Annotated in this window: 29 protein-coding genes and 1 pseudogene; 10 read left to right on the forward strand and 20 right to left on the reverse strand. The window is 59.3% G+C overall.

What is annotated here, in order from left to right; genetic code table 11:
• Positions 1-5: 5 nt before the first annotated feature.
• The 6 genes from FNA46_RS20085 to FNA46_RS20110 form a co-directional block, all read right to left on the reverse strand.
• Positions 6-1,079, reverse strand: coding sequence for a head maturation protease, ClpP-related (locus tag FNA46_RS20085; RefSeq protein WP_143126992.1), 1,074 nt, complete (start codon positions 1,077-1,079; stop codon positions 6-8).
• Between the two features lie 13 nt (positions 1,080-1,092).
• Positions 1,093-1,362 carry a hypothetical protein gene (locus tag FNA46_RS20090; protein WP_143126993.1) on the reverse strand — a complete coding sequence of 90 codons (270 nt, stop codon included), beginning with the start codon at positions 1,360-1,362 and terminating at the stop codon, positions 1,093-1,095.
• Positions 1,363-1,365: 3 nt separating this feature from the next.
• On the reverse strand, positions 1,366-2,898 hold the full coding sequence (locus FNA46_RS20095) for a phage portal protein (protein ID WP_246103232.1): 1,533 nt from the start codon (positions 2,896-2,898) through the stop codon (positions 1,366-1,368).
• A 95-nt stretch (positions 2,899-2,993) separates the two neighbouring features.
• On the reverse strand, positions 2,994-4,964 hold the full coding sequence (locus FNA46_RS20100) for a phage terminase large subunit family protein (RefSeq protein WP_210245905.1): 1,971 nt from the start codon (positions 4,962-4,964) through the stop codon (positions 2,994-2,996).
• Position 4,965: 1 nt separating this feature from the next.
• The gene (locus FNA46_RS20105) at positions 4,966-5,619 is read right to left on the reverse strand and encodes a hypothetical protein (RefSeq protein ID WP_143126994.1); all 654 of its coding nucleotides are present in this window, start codon (positions 5,617-5,619) and stop codon (positions 4,966-4,968) included.
• A gap of 146 nt (positions 5,620-5,765) precedes the next feature.
• Entirely contained in the window at positions 5,766-6,356 is a 591-nt protein-coding gene (locus FNA46_RS20110; RefSeq protein ID WP_246103234.1) for a hypothetical protein, read from the reverse strand.
• A gap of 108 nt (positions 6,357-6,464) precedes the next feature.
• On the opposite strand from FNA46_RS20110, the gene FNA46_RS26585 reads away from it, so the two are divergent.
• The gene (locus FNA46_RS26585) at positions 6,465-7,172 is read left to right on the forward strand and encodes a hypothetical protein (RefSeq protein ID WP_185969933.1); all 708 of its coding nucleotides are present in this window, start codon (positions 6,465-6,467) and stop codon (positions 7,170-7,172) included.
• A gap of 137 nt (positions 7,173-7,309) precedes the next feature.
• On the opposite strand, the gene FNA46_RS20120 is transcribed toward FNA46_RS26585, so the two are convergent.
• The 3 genes from FNA46_RS20120 to FNA46_RS20130 form a co-directional block, all read right to left on the reverse strand.
• Positions 7,310-8,077 carry a hypothetical protein gene (locus FNA46_RS20120; protein WP_143126996.1) on the reverse strand — a complete coding sequence of 256 codons (768 nt, stop codon included), beginning with the start codon at positions 8,075-8,077 and terminating at the stop codon, positions 7,310-7,312.
• 316 nt (positions 8,078-8,393) lie between these two features.
• Positions 8,394-10,187 (reverse strand): phage/plasmid primase, P4 family, encoded by a 1,794-nt coding sequence (locus FNA46_RS20125; RefSeq protein ID WP_143126997.1) that lies wholly within the window; start codon positions 10,185-10,187, stop codon positions 8,394-8,396.
• Complete coding sequence (locus tag FNA46_RS20130; protein ID WP_185969928.1) at positions 10,180-11,535, reverse strand: primase-helicase zinc-binding domain-containing protein; 1,356 nt, start codon at positions 11,533-11,535, stop codon at positions 10,180-10,182. Before FNA46_RS20130 ends, FNA46_RS20125 begins: the two co-directional genes overlap by 8 nt.
• Positions 11,536-11,666: 131 nt before the next feature.
• Here FNA46_RS20130 and FNA46_RS26665 point away from each other — a divergent pair, with 131 nt between their 5' ends.
• Together FNA46_RS26665 and FNA46_RS20140 are read left to right on the forward strand one after the other, a co-directional pair.
• Entirely contained in the window at positions 11,667-11,852 is a 186-nt protein-coding gene (locus tag FNA46_RS26665) for a type II toxin-antitoxin system HicA family toxin (RefSeq protein WP_143126999.1), read from the forward strand.
• A 39-nt stretch (positions 11,853-11,891) separates the two neighbouring features.
• On the forward strand, positions 11,892-12,278 hold the full coding sequence (locus FNA46_RS20140) for a type II toxin-antitoxin system HicB family antitoxin (RefSeq protein WP_143127000.1): 387 nt from the start codon (positions 11,892-11,894) through the stop codon (positions 12,276-12,278).
• Positions 12,279-12,421: 143 nt separating this feature from the next.
• Here FNA46_RS20140 and FNA46_RS20145 read toward each other — a convergent pair whose 3' ends face one another.
• From FNA46_RS20145 to FNA46_RS26670, 6 genes are all read right to left on the reverse strand, one after another.
• Positions 12,422-12,628: a hypothetical protein gene (locus FNA46_RS20145; protein ID WP_143127001.1), complete on the reverse strand. Its 207-nt coding sequence runs from the start codon at positions 12,626-12,628 to the stop codon at positions 12,422-12,424.
• A complete protein-coding gene (locus FNA46_RS20150) occupies positions 12,625-13,134 on the reverse strand; it encodes a hypothetical protein (RefSeq protein ID WP_143127002.1) in 510 nt (169 codons plus the stop codon). The genes FNA46_RS20145 and FNA46_RS20150 overlap by 4 nt, the downstream gene beginning before the upstream one ends.
• Positions 13,131-13,550, reverse strand: coding sequence for a hypothetical protein (locus tag FNA46_RS20155; RefSeq protein ID WP_143127003.1), 420 nt, complete (start codon positions 13,548-13,550; stop codon positions 13,131-13,133). The genes FNA46_RS20150 and FNA46_RS20155 overlap by 4 nt, the downstream gene beginning before the upstream one ends.
• 190 nt (positions 13,551-13,740) lie before the next feature.
• Positions 13,741-13,968 carry a hypothetical protein gene (locus tag FNA46_RS20160; protein WP_143127004.1) on the reverse strand — a complete coding sequence of 76 codons (228 nt, stop codon included), beginning with the start codon at positions 13,966-13,968 and terminating at the stop codon, positions 13,741-13,743.
• Between the two features lie 4 nt (positions 13,969-13,972).
• Positions 13,973-14,479, reverse strand: coding sequence for a hypothetical protein (locus FNA46_RS20165; RefSeq protein ID WP_143127005.1), 507 nt, complete (start codon positions 14,477-14,479; stop codon positions 13,973-13,975).
• A 321-nt stretch (positions 14,480-14,800) separates the two neighbouring features.
• Positions 14,801-15,046 carry a helix-turn-helix domain-containing protein gene (locus FNA46_RS26670; RefSeq protein WP_143127006.1) on the reverse strand — a complete coding sequence of 82 codons (246 nt, stop codon included), beginning with the start codon at positions 15,044-15,046 and terminating at the stop codon, positions 14,801-14,803.
• Positions 15,047-15,094: 48 nt separating this feature from the next.
• Between FNA46_RS26670 and FNA46_RS20175 the strand changes: the two genes are divergently transcribed.
• From FNA46_RS20175 to FNA46_RS20195, 5 genes are all read left to right on the forward strand, one after another.
• The gene (locus FNA46_RS20175; protein ID WP_143127007.1) at positions 15,095-15,811 is read left to right on the forward strand and encodes a hypothetical protein; all 717 of its coding nucleotides are present in this window, start codon (positions 15,095-15,097) and stop codon (positions 15,809-15,811) included.
• A gap of 57 nt (positions 15,812-15,868) precedes the next feature.
• On the forward strand, positions 15,869-16,198 hold the full coding sequence (locus tag FNA46_RS20180; RefSeq protein WP_143127008.1) for a hypothetical protein: 330 nt from the start codon (positions 15,869-15,871) through the stop codon (positions 16,196-16,198).
• 294 nt (positions 16,199-16,492) lie between these two features.
• The gene (locus FNA46_RS20185; protein ID WP_143127009.1) at positions 16,493-16,672 is read left to right on the forward strand and encodes a hypothetical protein; all 180 of its coding nucleotides are present in this window, start codon (positions 16,493-16,495) and stop codon (positions 16,670-16,672) included.
• A gap of 296 nt (positions 16,673-16,968) precedes the next feature.
• Positions 16,969-17,199: a ribbon-helix-helix domain-containing protein gene (locus FNA46_RS20190; protein WP_246103236.1), complete on the forward strand. Its 231-nt coding sequence runs from the start codon at positions 16,969-16,971 to the stop codon at positions 17,197-17,199.
• Positions 17,200-17,394: 195 nt separating this feature from the next.
• Positions 17,395-18,105, forward strand: coding sequence for a helix-turn-helix domain-containing protein (locus FNA46_RS20195; protein WP_143127010.1), 711 nt, complete (start codon positions 17,395-17,397; stop codon positions 18,103-18,105).
• Positions 18,106-18,272: 167 nt separating this feature from the next.
• On the opposite strand, the gene FNA46_RS20200 is transcribed toward FNA46_RS20195, so the two are convergent.
• Both FNA46_RS20200 and FNA46_RS20205 read right to left on the reverse strand, forming a co-directional pair.
• Complete coding sequence (locus tag FNA46_RS20200) at positions 18,273-19,007, reverse strand: HNH endonuclease (protein WP_143127011.1); 735 nt, start codon at positions 19,005-19,007, stop codon at positions 18,273-18,275.
• 49 nt (positions 19,008-19,056) lie between these two features.
• On the reverse strand, positions 19,057-19,911 hold the full coding sequence (locus FNA46_RS20205) for a restriction endonuclease (RefSeq protein WP_185969930.1): 855 nt from the start codon (positions 19,909-19,911) through the stop codon (positions 19,057-19,059).
• 198 nt (positions 19,912-20,109) lie between these two features.
• Here FNA46_RS20205 and FNA46_RS20210 point away from each other — a divergent pair, with 198 nt between their 5' ends.
• Positions 20,110-20,784 carry a hypothetical protein gene (locus tag FNA46_RS20210; protein WP_143127013.1) on the forward strand — a complete coding sequence of 225 codons (675 nt, stop codon included), beginning with the start codon at positions 20,110-20,112 and terminating at the stop codon, positions 20,782-20,784.
• A gap of 44 nt (positions 20,785-20,828) precedes the next feature.
• On the opposite strand, the gene FNA46_RS20215 is transcribed toward FNA46_RS20210, so the two are convergent.
• Both FNA46_RS20215 and FNA46_RS20220 read right to left on the reverse strand, forming a co-directional pair.
• Complete coding sequence (locus tag FNA46_RS20215; RefSeq protein WP_185969931.1) at positions 20,829-21,308, reverse strand: YfbU family protein; 480 nt, start codon at positions 21,306-21,308, stop codon at positions 20,829-20,831.
• A 129-nt stretch (positions 21,309-21,437) separates the two neighbouring features.
• Positions 21,438-22,160 (reverse strand): annotated as a pseudogene (locus FNA46_RS20220) (Tn3 family transposase); the annotation flags it as partial.
• 269 nt (positions 22,161-22,429) lie between these two features.
• Here FNA46_RS20220 and FNA46_RS20225 point away from each other — a divergent pair.
• Positions 22,430-22,936 carry a hypothetical protein gene (locus FNA46_RS20225; RefSeq protein ID WP_185969932.1) on the forward strand — a complete coding sequence of 169 codons (507 nt, stop codon included), beginning with the start codon at positions 22,430-22,432 and terminating at the stop codon, positions 22,934-22,936.
• A 378-nt stretch (positions 22,937-23,314) separates the two neighbouring features.
• Here the strand turns inward: FNA46_RS20225 and FNA46_RS20230 are convergent.
• Positions 23,315-24,399, reverse strand: a 1,085-nt coding sequence (locus FNA46_RS20230; protein WP_210245906.1) for a hypothetical protein, incomplete at its 5' end; no start/stop codon positions are given.

Consider the following 24,399-nt stretch of genomic DNA (forward strand, 5'->3'; position numbering starts at 1 on the left):
TCCGTTTAGCGGCCGGTCTTCAGGGCTGCCATCTTCTTGTTCGCCCGCGCCACGGCGGTCTGCCAGGAGCCATCGGAACCCGCACCGCCCGTGGGCTGTGTGCTGCCCGGCATGGCGAGGCTCGCCGCGGCAAGACGCTGCTGCTCGTAGGAACCGGTGGCCTGCTGGGACGCAGGCTGGGTGGAGGCGGCCGGCGCTGCCTTCAAGGCGGCCAGCGCCGTTTCGACGGTCATCTCGGTTTCGTGCGCCAGATGCTCTGCCAGGGCTTCGCGCCCCTTCGCTTCGTCTGAGCCCGTGATCGCCTTGATCCGCGCCTTGCTGTCGGCCAGCGCCTGGGCGACGGCTTGTGCAATCAGCTTGCTGGTGTCGGCGGTGGTCACATCCGCCGCATTCTGGTCAGCCATCGTTTTCTCCTTGTCGATGCTGGGTTTTGCAGGGGCGGACGCCTCTGCCGGTATCTGCGCCCGTGCCCGGGTCCAGTCGTTGCGTTGGGAGAGAGCAACGAGCTTCTGGGGTGCATGGGCGTAAACGGAATAATCGTGGGCGGCCGCAGCTTTGGCGCGGGCCTTATCCTGAGCCGTGGCGAAGCCCTTCGAGACGGCCTCTTCGGCGTTCATCCAAAGCTCTGCCTTCATGTCGGTCCGGATGTCGGCGGGATCGCTTCCCGTCACCTCGGCGTAGATCGAGGCGAGGTTCTCGGCATGCTTCTCCATGACCTTGGCATAGGCTTCCATGTCGGCCGCCGTGCCCCAGACACCGCCGGACGGGTCATGGATCATCATCATGGAGCCGGTCCGCATCAGCCGTTCGTCGCCTGCCATGGCGATGACCGAAGCGCTCGACGCGGCCATGGCATCCACAATCACGGTGACCTTGCCGGCATGGGCCTTCAGCGCATTGAAGATTGCGATGCCATCGTCGACATAGCCGCCGCCTGAATTGATGCGGACGGTGATCGGCTCGTCCCGGCCATGCTGGATCAGGGCGTCGAGGACCTCGCGGGCGGTGAAGCCATCGCCCCAATAGCTTTCACCGACGAACCCGTAGAGAACGAGTTCGCCGTTCACGAGAACGGTCATGATAGGGATCCTTCTAGAAACGGAACTGGGCGCGGCGCCCGCAGGTGCGGGTGCCCTGGTGTTCAGCGCATAGTCGCTCGTAGCGCTGGATTTCCTGCTCCAGCAGTGCGGGCTTGGCGGGCGTGAAACGCACCATTTCGCGGGTGCTCGGCGACTGGATCGAGAACTCCTCGACATTTTCGCCTGCGGCGAGCTTGGTACGGACCAGCCGCAGGGCGGCCAGCACCTGACACGGATCGTCCGTATCGACGGAGGCACCGCCGATTTTCTGGATGTTGGCCATTCCTCACGCCTTCTGCTTCTGACGCTGATTGTCGTTTTGCTCGGGTGCTGCCGGCTTGCTGCCAAAGCCGCGCTCGAAAGGGGATTGCATGCCCGCCTCCTTGTAGCGGCGATGCCAGCGCGCCCGGCTTTCGAAGACTTCTTCGGGGTCCTGCCCCAGCTCGGCGCATTCGGCTTCCAGCGTGGAGGTGCCGTTTGCGAGACGCTCGCTCGACGCGTTCGCCCGCTTGGCATCGTCTGCGGTCGGCTTCGACGGACCATGGCAGATCGCGTATTGGATGGCGTCCCGGTTGGCGCGGTACGCCTCGAGGCCGCCTTTGAACGGGATCTCGCCTTCCTCGATCGACTCGTCGAGCCAGCTGCCATACGGAAGCAGGACATGCGGTGCGGCAATCCGGTCCGTTCGGCGCTGTGCCAGGGGCCAGAGGGCGCTGTTCTCCATATTGGTGCTGGCATAGGTCGCGTCGGAGTAGTCGAGCGTATAGCCGCCGTAGGAGATGCCCAGAGCGCGCGCGGTCTCCCGATCGATTGCCGCGCGAAACGCCGGCAGATCGGGGCTGAGGCCGGTGATGTTCTTGAACTCCAGATCCTCACCCGGCGCGAGCTGGCTGACACCCGCGCCGGGACCCAGCCGGATTTCCGCTTCCGCCGCCCGATCGAGCTGTGCCTTGAAGTAATTGAGCAGGTCGGATGCAATCCCATCCGCCCCGGTTCCGCCCAGATCCTTCATGTTCTCCAGGAATTCGAAAGCCTCGGCGCTCGGCTTGTCGCTCTTCAGGATGATCGAATACATCGTCTGCAGGAAGAGCAACTGAGCCGTCGCGTCATCTGCATTCTCCCCCATCAGGAACTTCCGGAAGGTAGGCAGCAGCGGAGAGACGCCGCGGACGTCGTCGGCCGAAAAGGGATCGTATGCGTGCATGACCATGGGCCGTCCCTGCGCGTCCCAGGCGGCATAATCGCGCTTGACGGTCTGGCTATTACGCCGCTCCTCGAAGCGGTAGGCGATGGGCCTGCCATAGTCGTCATGGACGATGCCCTGATACAGGTTCTCCAGTTCGTTGGTGTCCTGCACCAGCCGGGACGGCGTCGTCAGCAGGAACTTCGTGCCCGTGCGCGTGCCAGGCAACCGCTGCGAACGCGGGAGATAAACCAGCAATGCGGTGGACTCGCCAAAGGCCAGCCAGTTTCGAATACCGATGTCCGTCTGTTGCGGGTTGTTGAGCTTGGCTCGGAGATCAACCTCCAGCGGGTTCCATGCCCAGACCTTGTGCCGGGCCTTGACGAGACGCACCCAATCCACGGCTTCCTTGTCGTCATAGCCAAACCGGCTGAGGTCAGGTTTCGGGTTCAGGGCCAGTTCCACGCCGACGGTGTCCGCGATGATCTGGTCTGCCGCACCCCGCAGCTTGCCGCTGTTCTGGAGCATGTCCATGGCCAGCCCCGCTGAGCGGACCCAGACGCGACGGACTTCGTCGCGGTGGTCGCGCAGCGAGGCTGGCCGCGCAGCGATCACGCCGGATTGCGTGTCGCGCATATAGGCGGATCTGACGCGCGGGCTTGACGGCGCGCCTTGTGGCTGGACCCCGGGCACGGGGGATCGCCCTGCCTGGATCCTGAACCTCGGCTTCATCATCTGCGCTTCTTCCACCTGTTCTCAGCGGGTTGCTTCGGGGCTGGTGCCACCGGCTTATGTTGTTTGGGTACAGGCGCGCCTGGCGGCTCCTGCCTTCCGGCGGAAAGGCCGAAGAGGCTTTCCTCGAAATCAAGCTGGGCTTCCGGGATGGGTGCCTCGCGTTCTGCCTCAAGGCGGTCCCAGATGGCCTCTGGGAGATCACGCACACCGAAGAGGATTGCGGCCACCTCGGCCTGGTTCATGGTGTCCAGACCTTCATTGGCCTGGGCCTGGTCCTTCTGCCACTTGTACTCGGTGTGCCCGTCCTTCCGCTTCACGGGCACCCGCCGTTCGGCGGTCAGCTGACGGAAATATTCGTCCTCGAGCCCCGTCGGGAACCCGACGAAGCCACGTTCGAGCGGATCTGTCTTCGCCACGTTGCGGTAAAGCGCCATCTTCAGGATGGAGCCGTTGAAGGTGTAGAAGCGCCGCGAGTACCGGTTGAGCTTGCCGGTGCGGTGGTTCCGTTCCTTCTTTACCCTTTGCGTCAGCGGTGCGAGATCCGAGCTGGCGCCGCGCACCATTACCAGCTTGCCGGCGGGGTGCCGTTTCGCCCACTCCCAGACCTCCTCGGTATAGGCATTGCCGTCGATCGCGACCCGGTCGAGCTGGATCGGCCGGCCAACGCTGTTCTTCCAGGTCTGGTAGAGCAGCGCGTCCAGGCGCTCCTGGCAGACGGGCTCCGAGATATGACCGGGTACGACCAGGTAATCGACCACAAAGCGTCTAAAGTCCCGGCCGAAGGCGACGATCTGGCACTCCACGCGGTCGACCTGACAGTCGATGCCCATCGTGAGGACAAGACCACCCTGCGGAATGCGTCCGCGGGCGTAGGGCGAGGCGGCAGCCCTGTCGCGCAATGTCTCCCAGGGCGGGGCTTCACCGGCTGTGACATAGGCGCGGCCGACGGTGTCGTTCAGAAAGGTCTGTTCCGACGCCGGATCACCGCGCGCCGACAGCCACTCGCGTGCAATGCGCTCCCAGCTCTGCAGGGCGGAGATGACTGACCACAACGAGAACGACCGATGCTGGCGCTTGGCCTTCGGATTATGGGCGCGCCACTTGCCGGCACGCGCCATCTTTGCCCGATGATGCTCCTCGATGACGGCTCCGCACTCGATGCAGGTGAAGTGCGCCTTCTCCGGATGGGCCTCGTCCAGATTGGCGAGCATGTTCTCCCATTCGAGGGTCTGCATATGACCGCAGTGAGGGCAGGGCACATAGAGATGCTCCTGACTGCCTGCCTCGAAATTCCGCGTGATGCGGCAGCCCGGCATGACGAGCGGCGTTGAGATCTTGAGGACCTTCGCGAACTCGTAGGCGCGCGACCGGCTGTCTGCCTGCGTCTCCGGATCGCCGGCCGAGTTCTTTTCCCACTTCGACAGGTCGTCCTGCACCTGCCGCGCCATGGATACCTGATCGATCGGAGCGTTCGCGCCCATGATCAGGATGGCGCCGCGACCATCGACACGCTCCTTGTAGAGCAGGCTGTCGAGGCCGTCCCGGTTCTTCATCGGGAAGGCCGTGGCCAGCGCCAACGTGTTGCGCAGCATGGGCGCAAGCTTCATCTTGCTCCAGCTTTCCGCCTTGGTGACGGTTGGCCAGACATACAGGATGTCGCCCGGGTCCATATCCATGGAGCCGAGCGTGAAGATGTTCGCGAGCACCGTGCCCCCGAGCTGGGCCGACTTCATGATCGTGACCGTGCGGCAGGGGTCGGCGGGGGACAGAGCCCGCAGGATCTCGTCGAAGTACGGAAAATTCTCCCGGTTATAGGGGCCGGGGAAGGGGCTCTCGCGCTTCGAGAAGGACACGTTCTTCTCGGCCCAGGCGAGGTAATCCACCTCGGCTGGCGGCTCCATGATCTCGGCCATCACGTCATAGGCCAGGCGCGCAGCATTGGCCGTATGCACGATCATCGAGGTCATGTCAGTTCAGTGTCTCGATTTCCTCGACCTCAAGGGCCGTTTCGGTGGTTTCGGGCAAGGCCGCGGCCTCGTCTCGGGCCTGTTTGGCAGCAGCGGAACGCAGCTTTCGGAACTCGCGGCGCAGCAGGTGCAGCACGTCGCGTTGCGGCACCTTGAATTCTTCGGTGATGGCGGTCGCCAGATCGGACAATCCGCTCTCGAAAACGATGATCATCCGGGTTGCCATGCGCGCCATCTCCGCGCGGGCGGCCTCCGTTTCCGTCAGCGTTCCGATGGCCTTCGCATCCGCGATGGCGCCGTTGCGGTTTACGCGCCGCAATTGCTCCAGCTTCTGCTGTTTGATCTCGTGATCGACCGCGTTCTTCTGTGTCTTGAGCGGTGGCTCGTCGGCGTCGCCGCGGCTTCGGTATGAACTGAGCGGCGCGAGGCTCTCGTCATTGCCATCGAGGCGGGTATCGATCCCGTTGCCCATCCGCTGGGAGATGTCGAGGGCGAGCCGGAGGTCTGCTTTCGCCCGCTCGACGATGATGCGCGCGTTACGACCGTTTCCGTGCAGGGCGGCCGGCGAAATCTTGCCTTCGGCCAGGTACTGGCTGACGCGCCCGGGCGACACGCCGATCAGTGCCGCGAACTGTCCTTTCGTAACAGCGTCCATGCCGACTTTACCGATCTTCTTTAGCTGTTTAGCCGGACTTTAGGAGTTTAGGCTTCGTTTTTACCCTCAGACTGGCGAGATTTCGGGAGCAGCTCTGCCCGCGGGGGGTGGTTGAGGGGTACGGTCCCTAACCCCCGGGGGTGGGGTCAACTGAAGAACCCCATGCCGAGAACCTCGATCTCGTACATCACGCGGTCAGGCAGATGCTTGTTCACGGTATCGAGGAAGGCTGCAGCGGATGCTCCCTCGAGCATTTCCACCGGGATGATCACACCGCTGTCCTTCAACTCAAGCGGCCCCCGCGACCTGCCGAGACGCCGATAGATGTGGCCGTTCAGCCCTTGCGCTGTGACACGATTGGGAAACTGGCCGCCTTTGATGAACGATCCCGGAAACAGCATGCGCTTTCCCCTGGGAGCCGCCGACACACCAGCGCGTGTTTCGCGAGCCTTGAAGAACTTCAGCGAAATGTCGCCGCCCGTCGTGGACAAGGTGTAAGCGAGCGAGGCCTTGCCTTCCGGGTGGTGGCTGAATTCAGAACGAGCGCCGAATGCTCTGCCAGCCTTTACCGCTCTGCGGATCACGCCATAACGCAGCCCGGTTTGGACGACGAGTGCGCGCACCACCTGTGTTCGCGCCTTGTCGCCGGTGTGGTTGAGGGCGCGCTGAAGTGCCAGGTTCTTCTTCGGACCATCCAGTTGCCCCAGTGCGTTCGCAAGCCTGGAGAGCCCGGCCATGTCTTGCCACGTCATGGTCAACATGTACGTTTTCTCCCATCCGCATAGCCAATATCTCGACACTACGCATTCGGCGTGCAAAATCTCATCGTCAACATGGGGGCATAAATGACGACTGAGAGCTGGTTCCGCACCACCTTGAAAGATCTTCCGAGCCTTGTTGCTGTTGCCGGTGCATTGATTGGTCTTGGTATCTGGGTCGGGAACCTCAAGAACCAGGTCGACAACTCCCGCACAGAGGTGGAGCAACTCAAAGGCCAAATCACTCAACTACAGGCATTGCTTGCCAGTAAGACCGAGGCAGTGCCAGGGCCCAGAGGGCCGAAAGGCGAGCCTGGCGAACAAGGACCAGCGGGGCCGCCCGGTCCTCGCGGGCTGCAGGGGGAGCAGGGTCCGGCAGGCCCTGCCGGGCAAGGCGGGGTTAGCGAAGCCACGCTCCGTCAGATGATCGCACAAGAAGTGCAGAGCAAAATTGCCTCATTGCCCCGTACTGGTAGTACCTCTGCCGGTGTGCCCAGTGTGGCACCCAATCTGTTCGATACCAGTGGCTGCATCAATGTCGATCAGATCGCGTCGCAACCGGTTATAATTGTCAAGAAAGGTCAGGAGTTTTGTCGTTCCGATGGCGCTCTGGTCGCCCGCGTCTACCTGATGGAGTCTGATGTTATCTACATTTCAGTGCCTGACCGCGGTCGCCAAGGCTGTCCTTTCGAAACCAAATGCATGTTTTCCTGGTTGAACGGGAAGTCTTACGTTTTCGAACGCAAGGGCGTTGATAATGGAGAGCCCATTGCGCTGCTGAGGGCAGTCAAATAGCTGGAAACGATGAACCCGCCTCGCGTTTCCGCTGGCGGGTTCGTTTGACCCCTTTTGGGCTGCCTAAAAGCTATGTCAAGCGACCGTCGCAAAGTAAGGGGTATTGGATGAATTTATTATCCATAATTTTCAATGACTTATGCAGTTTCAACTGCGTGGCGTGATTTCGCCCATGGCTGGACGAAGGGTCGAAACGGGAGGATCCGGTGCGCGGAAAGACGCCCCGCCAGGGTCGTCTGAAGCGTGAGAAGGGCATTCTGCCAGATCTGCCAGTCGAGCCGGGACAGCACATCGCTGCGCAGGGGCGCAACCAGCTCATACTTGCGATAGGCATCCGGAAACGGGCGCCGCCGCTTCTTGTCGAAGCCGTCCACTTCCAGCCAATAAACGCGGCGGAACGCATCGCGACCCTTCTTCATCCGGAACCAGCGCGGCTGGCCGTTTGCGGTTACAAGCTGATACTCAGGGGGCGCCATGTGCCATTCCGGACCGCGCCCCAGGACCGCAGACGAGATCACGAGGCTGACGATATGTCGCCCGGCGAGACGATCCCCCTTCAAGCGTAGTTCGCAAACGACGCTTTCCACTTCTGCGGCAATGAGGCCATGGGCATCATCGAATTCCGGAAAGGGATTCCAGCCATCCGGAATGTCGAAGCCGTGCCGATCAAGCGCACGCACGGCGTCGCCGATCAGGACAGCATCCGGATGCGGCTCGCCGTCCTCGATGAAGCCCGGAATGACACCGTAACTGTTCGGGGTCCGGTCGATCACCGTCCCCAGTTCGGCAACTGCTTCCGTCATCTTCCAGGCCGCACTGAAGGAGGCCCCTCCCCCGGCATCCACCTTGGATAGCTCAAAGGTGAAAGCCCAGCGCAGCAGTTCCTCAATCCCGATGTTCTTCATGGGCATTTCTCCATTCAGACAGTTCAGACAGTTTCCTGACAGTCGTCAGGATAGTTTAGGATAGATTTATCAATGTCTTAGACAGTTTTGACAGTTGTTCACGCCTTCACGCTTGAGGCCTTCTCCCCCTCCCCGCTCCCTTTATGCAAAGGGCGCGCGAAACTATCCGAACTGTCAGACGCCGCTGATTTTGCTCGCCTTTCCGGCCCCGAACTGTCCGACGAACTGTCGGGTGGACTGTCAGCAACTGTCAGACAGTTGCGGGGGAAACGGACAGTTTCGACAAAGTCCGAATGGGGGCGCGGGGAAGCGGGCATCAAAAGCCCTCCGGGATATCGCCGGGGAGCGGCGCGTCGAAACGGCCGGCCGGCGGGTCGGCTGCGCGCGGTGTCGGCACGTTGGTCAGGCGGATGCCGCGATAGCGGACAATGCCGGAATCCCGGTCCTTTTCGAACTTCTTCCCCATTTCGCGCCCAAAGGCCGTCAGGTTCATGGGCCTGCCGCCCTGATCGATGGTGAAGTCGCAATAGGCCTGGTAGAGATCCTTGCCCGAGACGGGCGGCGCATCCGCTTCCTTCCGAATGCAGCTCGCCACGAAGGCCGCCGTGCGATCCATGTCGTCGCGATAATCCTGTGTCGCGCGCCGGACGGCTTCCGGGATGATCAGACCTTCCCGGAGATAGATCCGCACCCCTTCCAGCAGCCAGTTCAGGATGCCGGGATATTCCGGCTGGAAGGATGCAACCACCTCCTGGAACTCGCGCCGGTCCTCCACCGCAATCTGCCGAGGCCAATGCACCACGGCCATGCGACGCCAGATCCCGTCATCCGTGCCGGTGATCTTCGGATATCCATTGCCGGACATCAGCGCGATGAATTTCGGCTCGAAGTCCATGTAGCCGGAAAACAGGTTGCGGGCGGTGATGCCCTCGCCGCCGGTCAGCTCCTTCACCAGGTTCTCGCGAAGAGGCTCGCCTTCGGGCAGTTCCTTCACGCGCAGCAGGCGTTTGCCGTAAAGCCGCACGATATCCGGGCTTGCGCCTCCGGAAGAACCACCCTCGCCGATAATGCTGGTGGCAGGCAGTGTCACTGCCGCCTCGCCCATCATCCGGGCCAGCGTTTCCATGTAGACGGATTTTCCGTTCGCACCGTTTCCGTAATGGAAAAACAGATACTGCACGGTGACACCGAGCATGCCGAGGCCTGAACTCACCTGCACAAGCTTGCGCACGTCCGGATCCGGCAGCTTGCTGTCGATAAAGGCTGTCCAGTTCGGGCATTGGGCGGCAGGATCGTACCTGACCGGCACGATTGAGGTGATCAGGTCTTCGCGCCTGTGCCCGTCGATCACGTCGAGGTGGAAGCTCTTGCAATATTCGATAAACGGCGGCGCGTCGGGCGTTTCCTCGACGCTCCTGTGGCGAGGGTTCGGCTTCTTCGCCATCACGCGGCGGAAGGTCAGCGTGGCGTTCTTGACGGCCACGGTCCACTTGTCCGCGTTGAAATCGTCGGGCTTTCGCATGATGTGGGGCGCGATGCAGGCGAGCATTGCATTCAGTTTGGCGATGTTTTTGGACGCCACGGCGTGATCGAGCCGCCGCTTGATCCGCTTGGCCACATCCTCGTCAACCTTTGCCGCGGCCACGACCAGCCGGCGTTCGGGTGGCGATCGATCCTCTTCCGGTTTGGCGATCGCGTTCGCAGCGACATCGAGGAGAGCCTGCTGCTTTTCGGTCGGCCGCACATAGAAAGCCTCCTCGGCAATGCGGTCTCCGAGGCGCTGGGCAATCGTGATGGCTTTCGGCCGCCCGTTGGCAAGGTCCCAATGCGTGCCGGTCCAGACACCGAAAAGCGGCTCCTTTGATTTCTCCTCGGCAACCACGACCAGGTCATGCCCGAAATGCAGCTGCAGCCGGCGGGCGTTATCCGTGTCCGAGTGGTCCAGCTCGGCGCAGAATTCCACCACGGCCGGGTCAGCCTTGGTCTCCTTTTCTGCGGCGGCCGGCTCTTCGTCCGGCGCTTTCGGCTTGTAACCTTCCCTTTGTGCAGCAGCCTGCGCCAGCACGTTTGCCACTTCCTCGGGCACACTTGGCGGCTTCTTCTTACTCACTGTCGTCTCCTGCTATCGCGGCGCTGATGGCGCCGGAGAAATCCTGTCCTTCCGGCGGCCACAGACTGGTGATGTCGAGATCGGGGCGAGACAGGCGCGCTTGCGCGCGCGCCATGGCCGATGCGGTCCAGACGGGCTCGCTATCGCCATCAGCGACCATCAGCAGCTCGCGCACATGCCCTGGCACCTGCAGAGCCTCATCCGGTTTCAGATCCTTGCGGGGTACGGGGCCTGCGATCCGGATCCGTCGCCATTGGCCGTTCGCGGCCTGCTTCTTGAGCGTCGGGTGAAGAAATGCGGAATCGGGATCGGCCGGCCCGGCAAGGTTTCCGAGGTCGCCTGCCGAGAAGTAGAAGGTGTCCTTCCGGAAGCCTTCGGTCCCGGCAATGGCAAGGACATTCTCGTAACCTTCCCCACCAAGCCAGCGCGCGGCCTCCGGCTCGCCCAGCAGCGGGATCAAGCCGCCTGTTTTCCGGCCACGCATTTTCTTCGTCTTCAGCCGTGCGTAAAAGCCCGCCTCAATATCGGCTGTTGACGGTGGGCGAAGGCGCCCGCCCTCATGCAGGGGAGGCTTGCCGGCCTTAACGCCTTCTTTCGTCAGCCCCCAGAGTACCGGGCGCGATTTGCCCTTCCTGTTGCCGAGGTCTGTCCAGGTCATATGGCAGCCGATCACCTGATCCGCCGGGTCTACTATGGGCGCGATAATGGCTGGGCCCGAATAGATCTCGCATGGACGACCGAGATCATCCTCCCCGAAATAATAACCGCATGCGAGCCGGACGCGGAGGTTTGCAAAGATCGCGTCCGGCACGGTGTAGCCCGTGCGGGCGCGCAGATAATCGCGCACCTGAATGCGGCCGCGCCGCGCGTCATCACCGCTCTTCCGGCAATCGACTGCATAGAACCAAAAGCCACGCGCCTTCTGGATTTCCTTTTCCCGAAAGATGTTCCCCTGTTCTTCCTGAGCCTTTCGATTGCGCGCCGCGCGGTCCTCAGCCTCCGCGATCCGCTTCTTGCGCGCCGCGCGTTCTTCGTCCGTTTCCCGCTCGCCACCTGCCGGAACATCCTCGTCCAGCACGGCCGCGCAGGCTTCGAGGAAGCCCGAACGGGTGCGCATGTCGAGGTGCAGCACGTGGGCCGCCAGCCCGATGGCATCGCGCCCGCCCGTGCCGCAGCCACGGCAAAGCCACTTGGATTTCCCGCGATTGACCGCAAAGCGATCCGTTCCACCGCAGCGCGGGCACGGGCCTTCGTAATCCGGCTTTCCCTTCGGTGGTTGTGGAATCTCCAGTCGGTCTGCCACAGCCCCGAGAGAGACCCCGCGTGCCCGTGCGACAAATTCCTTCACGGCGTCAGACACGTATCCCTCCCTAAGAGAAGGAATACATGCAAGGGAAATGTGCAAATATATGCACTTTTTCGCTTGACCTTCTCTCTTTTATAGTGCATATATATGCACATCGAAACAACGGAGACACGATGGAAAGAAACACCGCAAAGATCATCAAACGGCTTCTCTCGGAGGGATGGACCCTCGACCGCCACGGAAGCCAGCACGACGTCTACCGGCATCCGGAAAAGGGGTTCGTGCAGATTCCGAGGCACCGGGAACTTTCTCCCGGAGTAGCCAGATCCACGGCGAAAAAAGCGGGGTGGGCCGATTAGGCCCATCCTTTCCATCGCGGCGAGAAAGAGAGAGATGTAATGATCAGATATCCTGCCCTTATAGACGGCGAAGCCGGAGCCTATGGCGTCGTCTTTCCCGATCTGGATGGTGTCGTCGCCATGGGCGAGACCATTGATGAAGCCATGTTGAACGCCGAAGAATCCTTGCGGGATGCCGCATTGGACACGGAAAGAGACGGCGGAACCTTGGCCGCGCCGACGCCCATGGAAAAAGTGGAAGTGCCTGCCGGCTCCACGCTCACGAGCATTCCACTGATCCGTGAGAGCGGCAAACCCGTGCGGGCAAACATGATGCTGGACGAAGCCGTGCTTGCGTTCATCGATGCTGAAGCCAAACGCCGCTCGATGACACGAACGGCCTATGTTTCGTATATGACCCGAAGAATCGCCCAGATGGGCGGTTGAAGACGCTGGTTGGCGGCGTGCACTCATGCCGCCAGCCTTTTCCGGTTGACGGCCAGATGCCTATAGGCTGCCGCTATGACCGTGTTGGCACCAGCCGCAAACAGGCTACCGATATGCGCGCTCATGCCGCCTCCGCTACCATCTTACCCCTCTCGACCGATCGAGCGGGCCGCATGCAGGGTCCGGCAAACGGCGTCTTCGCCGACCGTCAGCGCCGTCGCGATTTCCAGCGTGTCAAACAGCCCGCTGTTCCAGAGGACGATGGCGGCAAGGGCCTGAAGATCCGTCAGCTTGCCGCTCATGGCGGCGCTGCCTGCCTTGCGCGTGTCTGCGTGCGAAAGACCGATCATGCCGCCGCTCCGCCTGTCAGGTGGGCAGCCAGCGCCTTGCCCGTTGGCGTGACCTGATAGGTGGAGGCGACGTTGCGGTGGCTCGCCCCCAGCCTGTCGAGATGCCCTGCCGTGATCAACCAGGGGAGTGCGGTCTGCGCCGTTCCGATGCCGAGCCCGGCATTTTCCTCGAGCGCCTGGTGGGAGATCGTCGCCTCCCCGCCCTGTGCATGCAGCCAGACCAGCGCGCGGGCTGCATTGACCGGCAAGGCGTAGCGCCGGCTGGCCTCGACGACGCAATCTTCCGCCATCCGCTCCGGGCCTGCACCGATCATCACGCAATGGCGCGCGGATGCGCAGCGATCGAGATCGCGCTGCGTGAGGCCGGTGGCTCGCATCATCAGGGATGCAGGCGCGTCGCGTTCGCGCATAAGCAGGATCGCGAGGGTTTGCAGATCCGGTGTGAGGGCGGAAAACAGGGCGGGCGTCATATCGCTCGGAGTGCCGTAAAAGGGAACGACGGTCATAGCCACCTCGATGTCTGGGAATGGGAAGCGGGTTTGGCCGGAGGGTTTTTGACAGTCTCCAGCTGCTGTTGTGGGGGCGGGGGAGCCTCGGCCGCGGTGGCCGCACCATCCTCGGGTGACGCCATCGCGGCTGCCCTCTGCTTTCGCCAGCCGTTCAGCGCGTCCCAGGTGTCCCACCCCTCCCCCCGGATTTCGATCTGCGTGCGCCTCAGCGTCCAGATCTCCTGCAGGAAGCAAGGCGGCCCCAGCCAAAGGGCCACAGCCCGCACACCGGATGGGATGGCGAGGATATCCTGAGGTTGATGCACGACGCGCGCCCAGGCCGGCACGAAGGGCAGGTCCAGGCCAAACATGATCAGGGCCGCTTCCTGCGGACGGTCCGTCACCAGATAGAAGCGCACCGAATTGCCGCTCATGTCCGCGCCTCTCTGCCGGCTGACGCTTCTGCCTGGTCGAGGATGCGGCAGATCTCCTGCTCATCCACGGCGAGCGCCCGCGCGATCGAGAATGTGCACATGGTGCCCCTCGCCCACAGATCGAGCGCCCGGCTAGCCAGGCTTGCGGATGGGATTGCGGAAGGGGGCGGCGGGGTCCGGCTCGCTGTCATCACACGCTTCCTTCCCGCGTCTGTTCGTTCCAGAGGCGTGCGGTCAGCTGGCTGCGCGTGGCGCAGGGGAAGAGGCAGACGATGCGTTTCAGAGGGTTCAAGGCGAAACGCGCACCGCAGGCGAAGGCGATCTCTCCCATGGACGCAAAGCCATCTGCCGCGCGCGGCGCGCCGCAGGCGGTGCAGTGGGTTCTGCTGTCGAGAAAGAGCACGCGTCTTGCCTGCACGGCGCTACCCTCCCCTGACGATCTGGAGAGCCGGCGCATCGGTTCCGCCGGATGCGGCGATTTCGGCATATTGCCTGCTGAGTGCGCTCGCCTTCTCGACGATCATCGCGAGGTCACGCAGCGCCTGCTTGGCTTCCGTCGAGTTCACCTTCAGGTCGCTGAAGGCGATGGATGCATTGCGCTGGTATTCCGCAGCCCGGGCGGACAGTTCCAGGCTTTCGCGCAGCAGGCAGGCGCCATCGCCGCTCTCCAGCGTCGGATCTGTCAGCTTGCAGCCGTGCAGCGCGGCCATCACCCGGGTGACGACGGGATCGCCGCACTCCGCTTCCAGCCGCAGCACCGCCGGGATTGGCAGCAGTTCGGTATCGCTGTCGGAATGGCACCGCCCCACCTGGCTCTTTGAGAGCGAGCAGAGATCGGCCGAGGCTTCAATGCCGCCATTTTTCTTGATGAGCTGCCGGTTGGCGGCCTTCAGCTGGTGGAACCAGGCGTTGGTGAGTGTGTCCTTCATGCTTGCCTCGCGCGCGCAAAAAGCTTTCCCGCGCCGGGAAAACGGCGGGGTTTTTCCCATCGTGGGAAAGGTCCGGATCTGTCAGATTCAGGCGGTCAACTCATGGAGGACCGCATGTGCGTGTTTCAGGAACAAAGCAGGCAAGGCCCGTCACCCTCGTCCGGCCAGACCTTGCCTGCCTTTTCTGCGCGGCGCGGGAGGAAGGCGCCGGCAGCTGGAGTGAAGAAGAAAGTCCCGGCGACGCGAGGTCGGGCAGCTGCCTACAGGTGTGCAGCAGATCTGATGCTCGCAGGCTAGCCGGGAGTGCTGACGTAGAAAACTTCATCCCCTCGTCTCAAGCTTTTCGGGAAGGAGCCGCTCTACCTCGTCAGCATCAGCCGCACGCGCCAGGATTTCCAGCAGCCGTCGTGCAGGCCCCTGTGGAGGGCGGCCATTTTCCATGTGGGACACACTGGAACGAGCGATGGCAAGAAACCGGGCCATTCTACCCTGATCCCAGCCAAGCTTTTCTCGCAGCGATTTGATGTCAACAGGGTCGGCCATGAGGAAAAAATGCATAACGCACATTACGCTGTCAAGTCGAAACGCATATTAATAACGTGCAATATGCACAGTATGGACATCGATGATCGACCAGACGAGGCCAAGCGCCTCGAACAGGCGCGCAAGGCGCGGAACTTCGCCACAGCGAAGGCTGCTGCTTTGTATTTTGGTTGGACCTACGAGACCTATATCCAACACGAACAAGGGACGCGCGGTCTTTCGCGGGCGGCAGACCGATACGCACGGGCCTTCAAGGTCAGCAAGGGATGGCTTCTGACGGGGGAAGGTCGTGGTCCGGTCGGTCCGGAGGACAACACACAAAACCTGCGGACAATCCCGATTGTGGGACTTGCAGGAGCTGGGCCGGATGGTACTGTGCTTTTCGCAACCGGTGATGGCAACTTTGGTGAAGCTATAGCTCCATCTGATGCCACTGACAAAACGGAAGCGCTTGAAGTACGTGGTGATTCTATGCGTGGTGTCGCGAATGATGGCTGGCTTATTTTCTATGATGAAAAGGAAGCGCCACGCGAAGAGCACATGGGAGAACTATGTGTTTGTTTTCTTGAAGATGAGAGAGTTCTTATAAAGACACCATATCCGGGCTCCCAGCCTGGTCTCTTCCATCTGGAGAGCGTTAGCGCCCCGATGATGCGTGACGTCGCAGTCGAAGCGTTCGCCTTCGTGACTAATATCAAACCGCGCCGGTCGGCGAAGCGGTTCATTTCGAATAATCCGGACCGCAGGATTGATGACGTTGGAACTTCCGGCAGGCGGTTGATGTCCTGATTTCCAACCTGAGCAATCTGTCGGTCGGTTCAACGGAGGGGGCAGAGCAAAGTGAGATTGAAGCTACTTGCCCTTTTGGGCGCTTCATGTGCCGTTGGCATTGCACCGGCCGTGGCAGGTCCGCGCGAGAATGCGCTAAACCACATCGCCCAGGTGGTTGCGATCAACCAGCTGTGCCCAAGTCTCGAGCCGCAAACGGGCCCGATAGCCCTGATGGCCACCCGTTTCGGGATTGACTTCAAGAGGGACGAAACCGAGCTAAGAACGCAGGTTTTGAACCAGATGGCTCCTTGGACCGGGCAGCCTACTGAAAGCGCCTGCATCGCTGGTCTAATGTTGTATGGCCCCAATGGCGCCAATGTGCCCGGGCTTTTGAAGCAGAAGTAACAAGCCAGTCGAATGCCGCGCAGGTGAAGAAAGGGGTTGCGATGACGCAGTTCCTTTTTCATTTGTTCGCCGTGTCAGTAAAAATTACACGCATTTTGCACACTGCGGGGCGTATTTCCCGGTCAGTGTGCGTTATGCATTTTATCGCTTGACGCTGAAATGTGCTAAATGCATATTGACCCTCATCACCGCACCTCGTGACCGGTGAAACCCGACATCGTCGCCCGTAACCAATGCCCCTACGGAAGCGGGCGGCGATGTCTTGCGCTCATTCAACGCCTCTGGAGACAGCCCATGACGACACGACACCGCAATGTGCCCCTCGAACTTGCCCAGATCCAACGGGAACGGGGGGAGGCGCTCACACGTGCCGATTTCCGCAGCCTCGGCTATTCGGAGAGCGAACTTTCCGACGCCAACATCAACGAGGCAGCCGCGCTGTTTGCGGCAATGGCCGAACGCGCAGCGGCCTGACGCACCTGCTCGGCGCAGCCTCTTCGCCTGCATTGCGGGGCCTGCCGAAGAGGCTATCCGAACAGATGGAGATCTGGATGCCTAACCACCATTTGCACCTCATTGAACACGTGCAGCACGCCCGCCGCATCTGCGCCCTCATTTTCCTGGCGTTGGCCGCGATCGGGTTTGTGCTTCTCTGACCGGACGCGGCATTGAAAATCGGCTGCCCGAAGACTGCCGTAGCCCCCGGAATGAAGGGGACGAATGCCCGGGATGCGCCAATCCGGAAATTCGATGGTTGCAGAATCGGAAACATGATGCGCTTACTCGTAATCATGACGAAACGCACACCCGAAGAGATTCGCAAGAATGTGGCTGCCCATCGGGCGCGGCAGGCTGCTGCCGGTCGGGTGGCGGTCAACACATATCTGTCGGCCGAGACTGTTCAGCAGCTCGACCGCATGAAGGACGAACGTGGCGCATCTTCGCGTGCGCCGCTGATCGAGGAAGCCGTGAGGTTTTATATCGAAAACATGAGAGCATAAACGAAAAAACCCCGCCGTTGGCGCGGCAGGGGTTTTTGGGATGACAGCAAGCCTGTGTTGAGAAGACAGACCTACGGTCCAAAGACACCCTCAACATAGGTCAGATTTCACGAACCGGCAAGAGTCTATTCTTGCGGGAACGCTAAATCTTTGCCGTTGCCCCGGCTCTCCCGACGAAGGAGATGGGGACCAACCATGTCGAGTTTGATGAGGGCGGCGCTGCGACATGCGCCGTCGCGGCGAAGCCGCATGCCCGTGCGTCGCAACTCTCGCGAGGCAGGCAAATGCGAAGCCATGTTCTGGCGCAGGACGAACCGGCAGGACGTGCGCCGCATTGTGCTTGCCGCTCGCCGCTACGAGATCGCCAACAAGGAAGCCGGCCGGCGTAATGGCCCGTTGGGCGCCGTCGCGATCGAGGTGCTGGAGCTTCTGGCGAACCTGGTCGATTACAAGAGCGGCCGCCTGGAGCCCTCGATCGACACCATGATGAACAAACTGCGCCGCTCACGCGATGCGATCGTGCGGGCGCTGAAGGCGCTACGCAGCCACGGCTTCATCGACTGGCTGCGCCGCTACGTGCCGACCGACAACGAAGGCGCTGGCCCGCAGGTGAAGCAGACCAGCAATGCCTATCGCCTCATTTTGCCTGCCAAGGGCGAGGCGGCACTCGGCCGCTATGGCGAAGCCCCTCCCCCGCCGGAAGATCATGAGCAGCGGGTGGCCGCCCAAGTGGCGATCCTGGACGAGTACCGCAACAGCCTCGACCTCGATCAGCTGGCCCTCTTCGAAACCGGTGATAACCCGCTCGGCCGGGCCCTCGCCCGCCTCGGGAAATTTGTCCAACAGCGTGAGTCCGCCAGACAGACTGAACCCGGATCTAAGATTATTCCTATAGGAAAGGAATGAGCGGACGCCGCTGTTTCGGGCCGCTCACGCGTCCCTGCGGCGGTTCCGAACCGCCTGTTATGCGGTTCGGGCTGCACCGTAACAGCCAAACAGAACCAACATCAGCCGCGGAAAGGTCGCAATGGGCTTAGGAAGATTTAAGGAGGAGGGGGAAGTGGAAAAATATTCTATGTCTCACTCGCGGAAACCAGCAGGGTTCGGGCTTCTTCAATGCCAATCCACCGCCGCTTTGACGACATGAGTTTGTGGATCACTCGATGGCAGCAGGCGCATAGCAGCGCCATGTCGGAAACACGCGTCAGCCGCGTTCCCTCGGCTTCTGCCAGCGGGATCGTATGGTGGGCTTCGAAATAGCTCTCCTGGACGAACCGATCTAAATGGCGCGGCGCTGAAAATGCGCAAATTTCACAGCGCAGTTGCTGTTCGGTTCGGCGCGCAAGCACTTTGGTCCGAAGTTTCCGTTCTCTCCGCCTGTGTCGTGTAGTTAGCCACTCCCCCTCCACAAAGAAGGCACTTTCGTCGTCCTCGCTGCTGGGCTGAAATTGCTCTGCCCGCCCGATGAGATCCCGAATGGTTGATGCGAGACGCTCGAGATCTGCAGCCTTTTCGGGCGGATAATCTTCAACCAACGCCCGGTCTGTTTTTGATGAAGACAGGCCCCTGTTAGGATCAACAGCTGAAAATAGGTTCTGCAGCTTCAACGCTACCCCATCGGGATTCCGAAATCGTTCATTCCTGTCCGCCGGCGGATGGATCGTAGCCTCGCGCAGCAACCGCGAAAGAGCATGCACGTCCGGATGATGCCGATCGACGGGCTTCCCGTGTTTGTAGAGCAGACTGAGCGCCAAGACGGTTTCGTCTCGCGTCCAGTCCGGATTTCCCTGGCCTTTCGTAATTGGCACGGCTTTCTCCCTTCAGTCTGCGATCTTGGCGATTAGGACCAATCGGCGATCAGACTCCGTCCTGTCGTTGAATCCAACGATCCACACTGATGAGATCGTCTGCATGGACGAGAATAACACGCGTCGAAGTCGACAAACGCTGCGCGGCGGGCGTAAACGAGGCATTTGTAACGACCATTGCATGGGTGGCGGCATAATGCGTTTTCGCTGCAAAGGCCTCTTGAACCGCCTTATTGCCGACGGGCGAGGAATAGAATTTGCACTGTACGACGAGGCGAAGATCACCCTTCGTGGCGATGACATCGGCCCCTTGGTCCCCAGTTGCCTTCGTCTCCTGCGTTGACCAACCGGCTGCGCGGAGCATCTTTGCGCACCATTTCTCAAACTCGATGGGTGTCATGGTCGGCGAGCGATATGAGCTTTTTAGATAGGTCGCTCGCAATAGGATTCGTGGCTCAAACAGATGGAAAAGGGTTTCGTCGCCTTCATTACGAGTATGGCGGAGAAAATCCCTTTCCTCATCTGACAATTCTCCCCAGAGGTGGTTCTCGATAAAACCCGCCAGCTCCGGGGCGAACGTCTTCCGGAAACGCTCCGTGTCGTAGCCTCGCGCCTGAAGATCTAAGTAACGTCGCGCCACCCGATCAAGCTCACTGCCGTTAAAGGCGAGGAACTTTCGCTTCAGGGCGGCCTCCATCGTCTCACCAGCGTGGCGCGGTTCATTCCGCTTTATGTTTTGCCACGAGTTGTTTGCTTCTTGCGGGCTTCTTTTCCCGCTTAGAACAACAAAAACGACGAGCACGAATACGGATAATAAGATTATCGAAACAGCGGGTAATGCAGACATATTATCAAATTTCGAGGTATCAACGGATATACGAAAATCGATACCCGTTTTAACCACTCACGAAAAGCAGGCCCTTGCTGATAGGGCCGCACATCTGACAAAACAAAAAAGAAAAGGGCTCGCCATTTCTGGCAAGCCCTCGCTCTTCCGGTGACGATGAGGGGGAGCTTGCGCTCGCGTGTCTCAAAGCCTATGCAGCGGATATACGCCACAGAGGGCGCATAATCAAGGCCGCGGCATGCCAGGGAGGGCTTTTTGGCGTTTTCGACGAGCGAGCTGAACGACCTGCCGGATGTCATCTCTGCGCCACGGTTTGCCACCTATCTGCAGGCGACGGGTAATCACCGCGCCGACGCGCTCGCCCTCTATCAGTGGAATCTGGAGCTTTCTGCCGCCTTCATCGTGCCTTTGCAGATCTGCGAGGTCGCCGTTCGCAACGGTGTCGTGGAGGTTCTGGAGAAGGTGCACGGCGCAAACTGGCCCTGGTCGAACGGTTTCATTCGCAGTTTGCCCGTTCCCAAGAAGCCCTGGCACTACAATCCGCAGACCGACCTGAGAACGGTTGCCGCTCGCATGCCGACCGCTGGCAAGGTGGTGGCCGAACTGAAATTCGCCTTCTGGGAAAAGACCTTCACTGCAGGCCAGGACAACCGTCTCTGGCTTCCCCATATGAGGGCCGCCTTCCCGGGTATTCCCGCAGCAAGATCCATCCCCATGGCGCGAGCCGACGCCTTTGCCGCACTCCAGGCCATCCGCGAGCTGCGCAATCGCATCGCCCATCACGAGCCGATTTTCACGCGAGATGTTGCCGTCGAATATCAGCGCATCCACCAGATGGTGGAGTGGAGAAATCCGACGGCCGCTGCCTGGATGGATCGTATCCAGAGAGTGTCGATGCTTATAAGTCTTCGACCTTCAAAGGTGCCTTGAAACACTGCGGCAGCGGTGGTTCGGCACTAGGTGCTAAAAGTCGGTTATGACCCGATAATCCCGTCGATCTGTTCTTCGGTGGGGCTGCTCGGCTTTCCGAGTGCTTTCCAGCGTCGGAACATTCCGCGATAGGTGCTCAGCGTCGGGCCATGAGAATTGAGTTCAGACTTTGATTCTTCGAAACGTCCGAACTTCTCGATTAGGAAGCGAGCGAAGCCGTAGTGAGGATCATTGTTGCCGTCGAAGCCGCGGAACTTCTGGTAATATCTGTTTCCCTCGGGGTTCCAGTCGGGACCGACTTCGTGTCCAGGATGGAGTGCGCGAAACATATCGAGAATATCGAAGACCTCTTCCTGGACTTCCTGCGGAAGTTCAGGCTCGGCAGTCGATCCGAAAACTTCTGAGTAAAGAAAAGTATAACCCTGCTCGATAATTTCGGCTTGGGGTGCGTATGAGGGGTCTTCCTCAGCAAGGCTGCGCAGCTTCAGAGACAGCATAAGACGTTCATAAGATGTAAGATTCATATAGCTCTCCTTCGGGCGCCACAACATGGGGTTGCCGAAGCGCGGAATCAATACCTAGCGCTAGCCGTAGTATCGGGCCGGCAAAAGGGCCCCTGAACATTAAAGGGGCACAGATATACGGTTGGCGGATCAGACAGAGAACGGCAAGGTTCGGAAGCCTGTTTCGTCGATCGCCGGCTTGTCCTCCCAGATGTAATCGCCGGTGAGGTTCACGTGCTCCCAGGTGAGCGGCGACAAACTCGATAGCAGATGATCAGGGACATTCTGCCCGTCGGCATGCAAGGCATCGACGACGCGGCCGGTATAGATCGTGTTCCAGTGGATGATGGCGGTGACGACCAGGTTGAGGGCGGATGCCCGGATCGAGAGGTTTTCCTGGCTGCGATCGCGGAAGCGGCCGAGTCGATGGAGATTGACAGCTCGCACCAGGCTGTTGCGGCTTTCCCCTTTGTTCAGCTCTGCCGTTGTCGTCTTTCTCAATTCCTCGTCGTTGATCCAGTCCAGCGTGAACAGGGTTCGCTCGATCCTGCCCATCTGGCGCAGTGCTTGAGCAAGACCGCTCTGCCTGGTTGTTGATGACAACCTTTTGAGCACGAGCGAGGCGCTGACGGTACGGGTGCGCAGCGACGTCATGAGACGCAGAATCTCGTCCCAGTGCGCCCGGATCAGGTCGACATCGATGCGATCGCCCATGACATTCTGGAGAATGCCATACTGTTTGCCAGGAGCGAAGCCATAGAGGCATCGGCCGTCGAGATCGGGAATTCGCGGCACGAAGGCAAAACCGAGCGCATGACAGAAGGCGAAGACTAGATCGCTGACACCGCCGCCATCGACATGATGGCGAACGACAAGGTGGAGGAGCTAATCAGCTATGAAGGACTAGAGGGAATGCGTGCCGAGATACGAGAAGTTCGGGCGGAAACGGACGCTCCGTTTTCTCAGATATCGGAGCAGGACCTTGCAAAGCGATTTTTGAGAACTCCTATGAAACTATTGTGTGAAATCTCGAAACCGTTTAAAATATAGCAAAAATTACATTTACATAATAAAATTCGGGATATTATGCGTGGAATATATGTTTTGATTCTTGGGAATTTATATCAATCTGAGGGTGATATATGTCAGATAACTCGATAAAGCTAGTGTTCTCTACATACGAATATCGTGCGGCAAATTCTGAGCAGACAATATTGCCGGACATCGATACCATTGAAAGAATCTTATACACCGCGATTGAACTTGGCCTTAAAACAAAAGAATCTCATGAATTCAACCGGGTGGAGAATATTCCGAATTTCGACAGTGAAGAACATCCAAAATTTGGTACGGATGTTGAAGAAGAATATGGTACCGCTTCTCAAGCATACTGGATACCGCCAGACGGCGCTCAGGAGATATGGCATGTAATCGAGGTTGTATGCGTAGGCGCTACAGGAGCCGTCGTATTTTTGCGCAACCTTTTGGGAACACTCAACGATTTAAATAACCTTCGCAAAGGAAAGACCCTTAAGGTGAAGGTAGGAGGCGAAGAGCGTACGCTGAACAATATTGCGGATTTTCAGGCTATCATTGATGAATTAGAGAATGGTTCTTCAAATAGAAGCGAAAAAAGTCCAAAAGAGTAATTATTTTTATATATCGTAATTTGCACTTTATAATTGCTTTAGATAATAATATCCGGTAGCCCTACTTAGAATGGCGCGTGCTGTCTGCGAAACAGCGACAAAAATCACATTGTATATTGTTCGGAAGATCCACTGACGCCGTGTAAAAAGCCGAAAGCCACTTATCTCCACTGCGACTGGTAGTGGTGCAAAGACAACAGCATCTTGGAAGATTAAGCTGCATGGACTAGCGACAGGTTACAGCGTTGTAACTAGTGTAACGAAAACGACCGGAAACCTGACACCTGCTTTTCATTGACTTGGAAAAGATTTTCGGGTGCATCGATCCAGAAAATCACTGACGACTGCTTTGCGTAAGATTTATAGTTGCTGCGACTATCAGCGGTAAGAGTCGATGATGCTAAATTCTCGTTGAAGCTGCAGCAGCGCCGCTTTGTGGGAGGGATCATTGAAGAAGAACCGGTCTGCTTCCCCTACGCGCTTGTAAGCCTTCTCAGTCGCGAGACCTGTAAGACCAAGAACTGTTATGATATCCATGGTATGTTGATATGCCGGTTCAAAAATTCCAATACCAATCCTGTTTCCAACAACTAGTGAAAGTACCGTGCTCGCAGCACCAGCTTTTCCGATCCAATCGACGGCGCTTCGGGATGTGCTCTCAATAGGAGCCCGCCTTGCATGTGGCGCCCGCTTCAGAATGTGAGGCACGTATTCCTGTCTTAAGAAGTTACTTAAGCGTTCAACTGAGGTAATGTCCTTGTTTATAAGGGCTTCTCGACGAAATTTTTTTGCCTGTGTAAACAGGTCATTCTCGCTTTCGTCTCGGATCTCACCAATATCTGTTACTGTAAGCTTACCAAAATTAACTTCCCTCATAAGCTCAACGGCATGAGTTGCGACACGCCCTTGCGTTATGATTGATGATGTTTCCTCGTTAAAAGCAACAATAGGATCTTGCTCGAGGGTAAAGAGCAGGCTTGTTCCAAAATTTTGGGACTGGTTTAGCTCGTACACTGAAGAAATCATTCTTACGCTAGAACGTAATGTTTCGCCCAGCGCGCCAGGTTCTCTCCATATACGCTCATAAAAATCAGACATCGGCCAATTTAGAACGCGGGCTATACACTGCTCCAAAAGTCCTCGTCGGAATTCTCGAGTACCTGCTGTGGTATGGATTAAGTCACACAGCGAATCCAATACCTGAAATATCACACGCCTTTCACCTTTTGATACCTGACTTTCACTTGCTTGTGCGAGAATAGATTCGGCGGTCGTTTGGCTAGGTAGCCCAATGTGAGGGTCGAGAAGATAGGTTGTACACATCGATCCAAACGACCGCGAGGTTCCGTCAGCCATAGTTTTAGGCCAGACAGCACGTCCATGATTGAGCCTCTTTAGGGCGTCAAAAATATGGTCGCCTTCCTCCTGCGAGAGAGTGAGGTTTGAATAGCCCCGAGATTTGT

Origin of the sequence: Affinirhizobium straminoryzae, assembly GCF_007004135.1 — a bacterium.
In the GTDB taxonomy this organism is placed as follows: Bacteria; Pseudomonadota; Alphaproteobacteria; order Rhizobiales; family Rhizobiaceae; genus Neorhizobium; species Neorhizobium straminoryzae.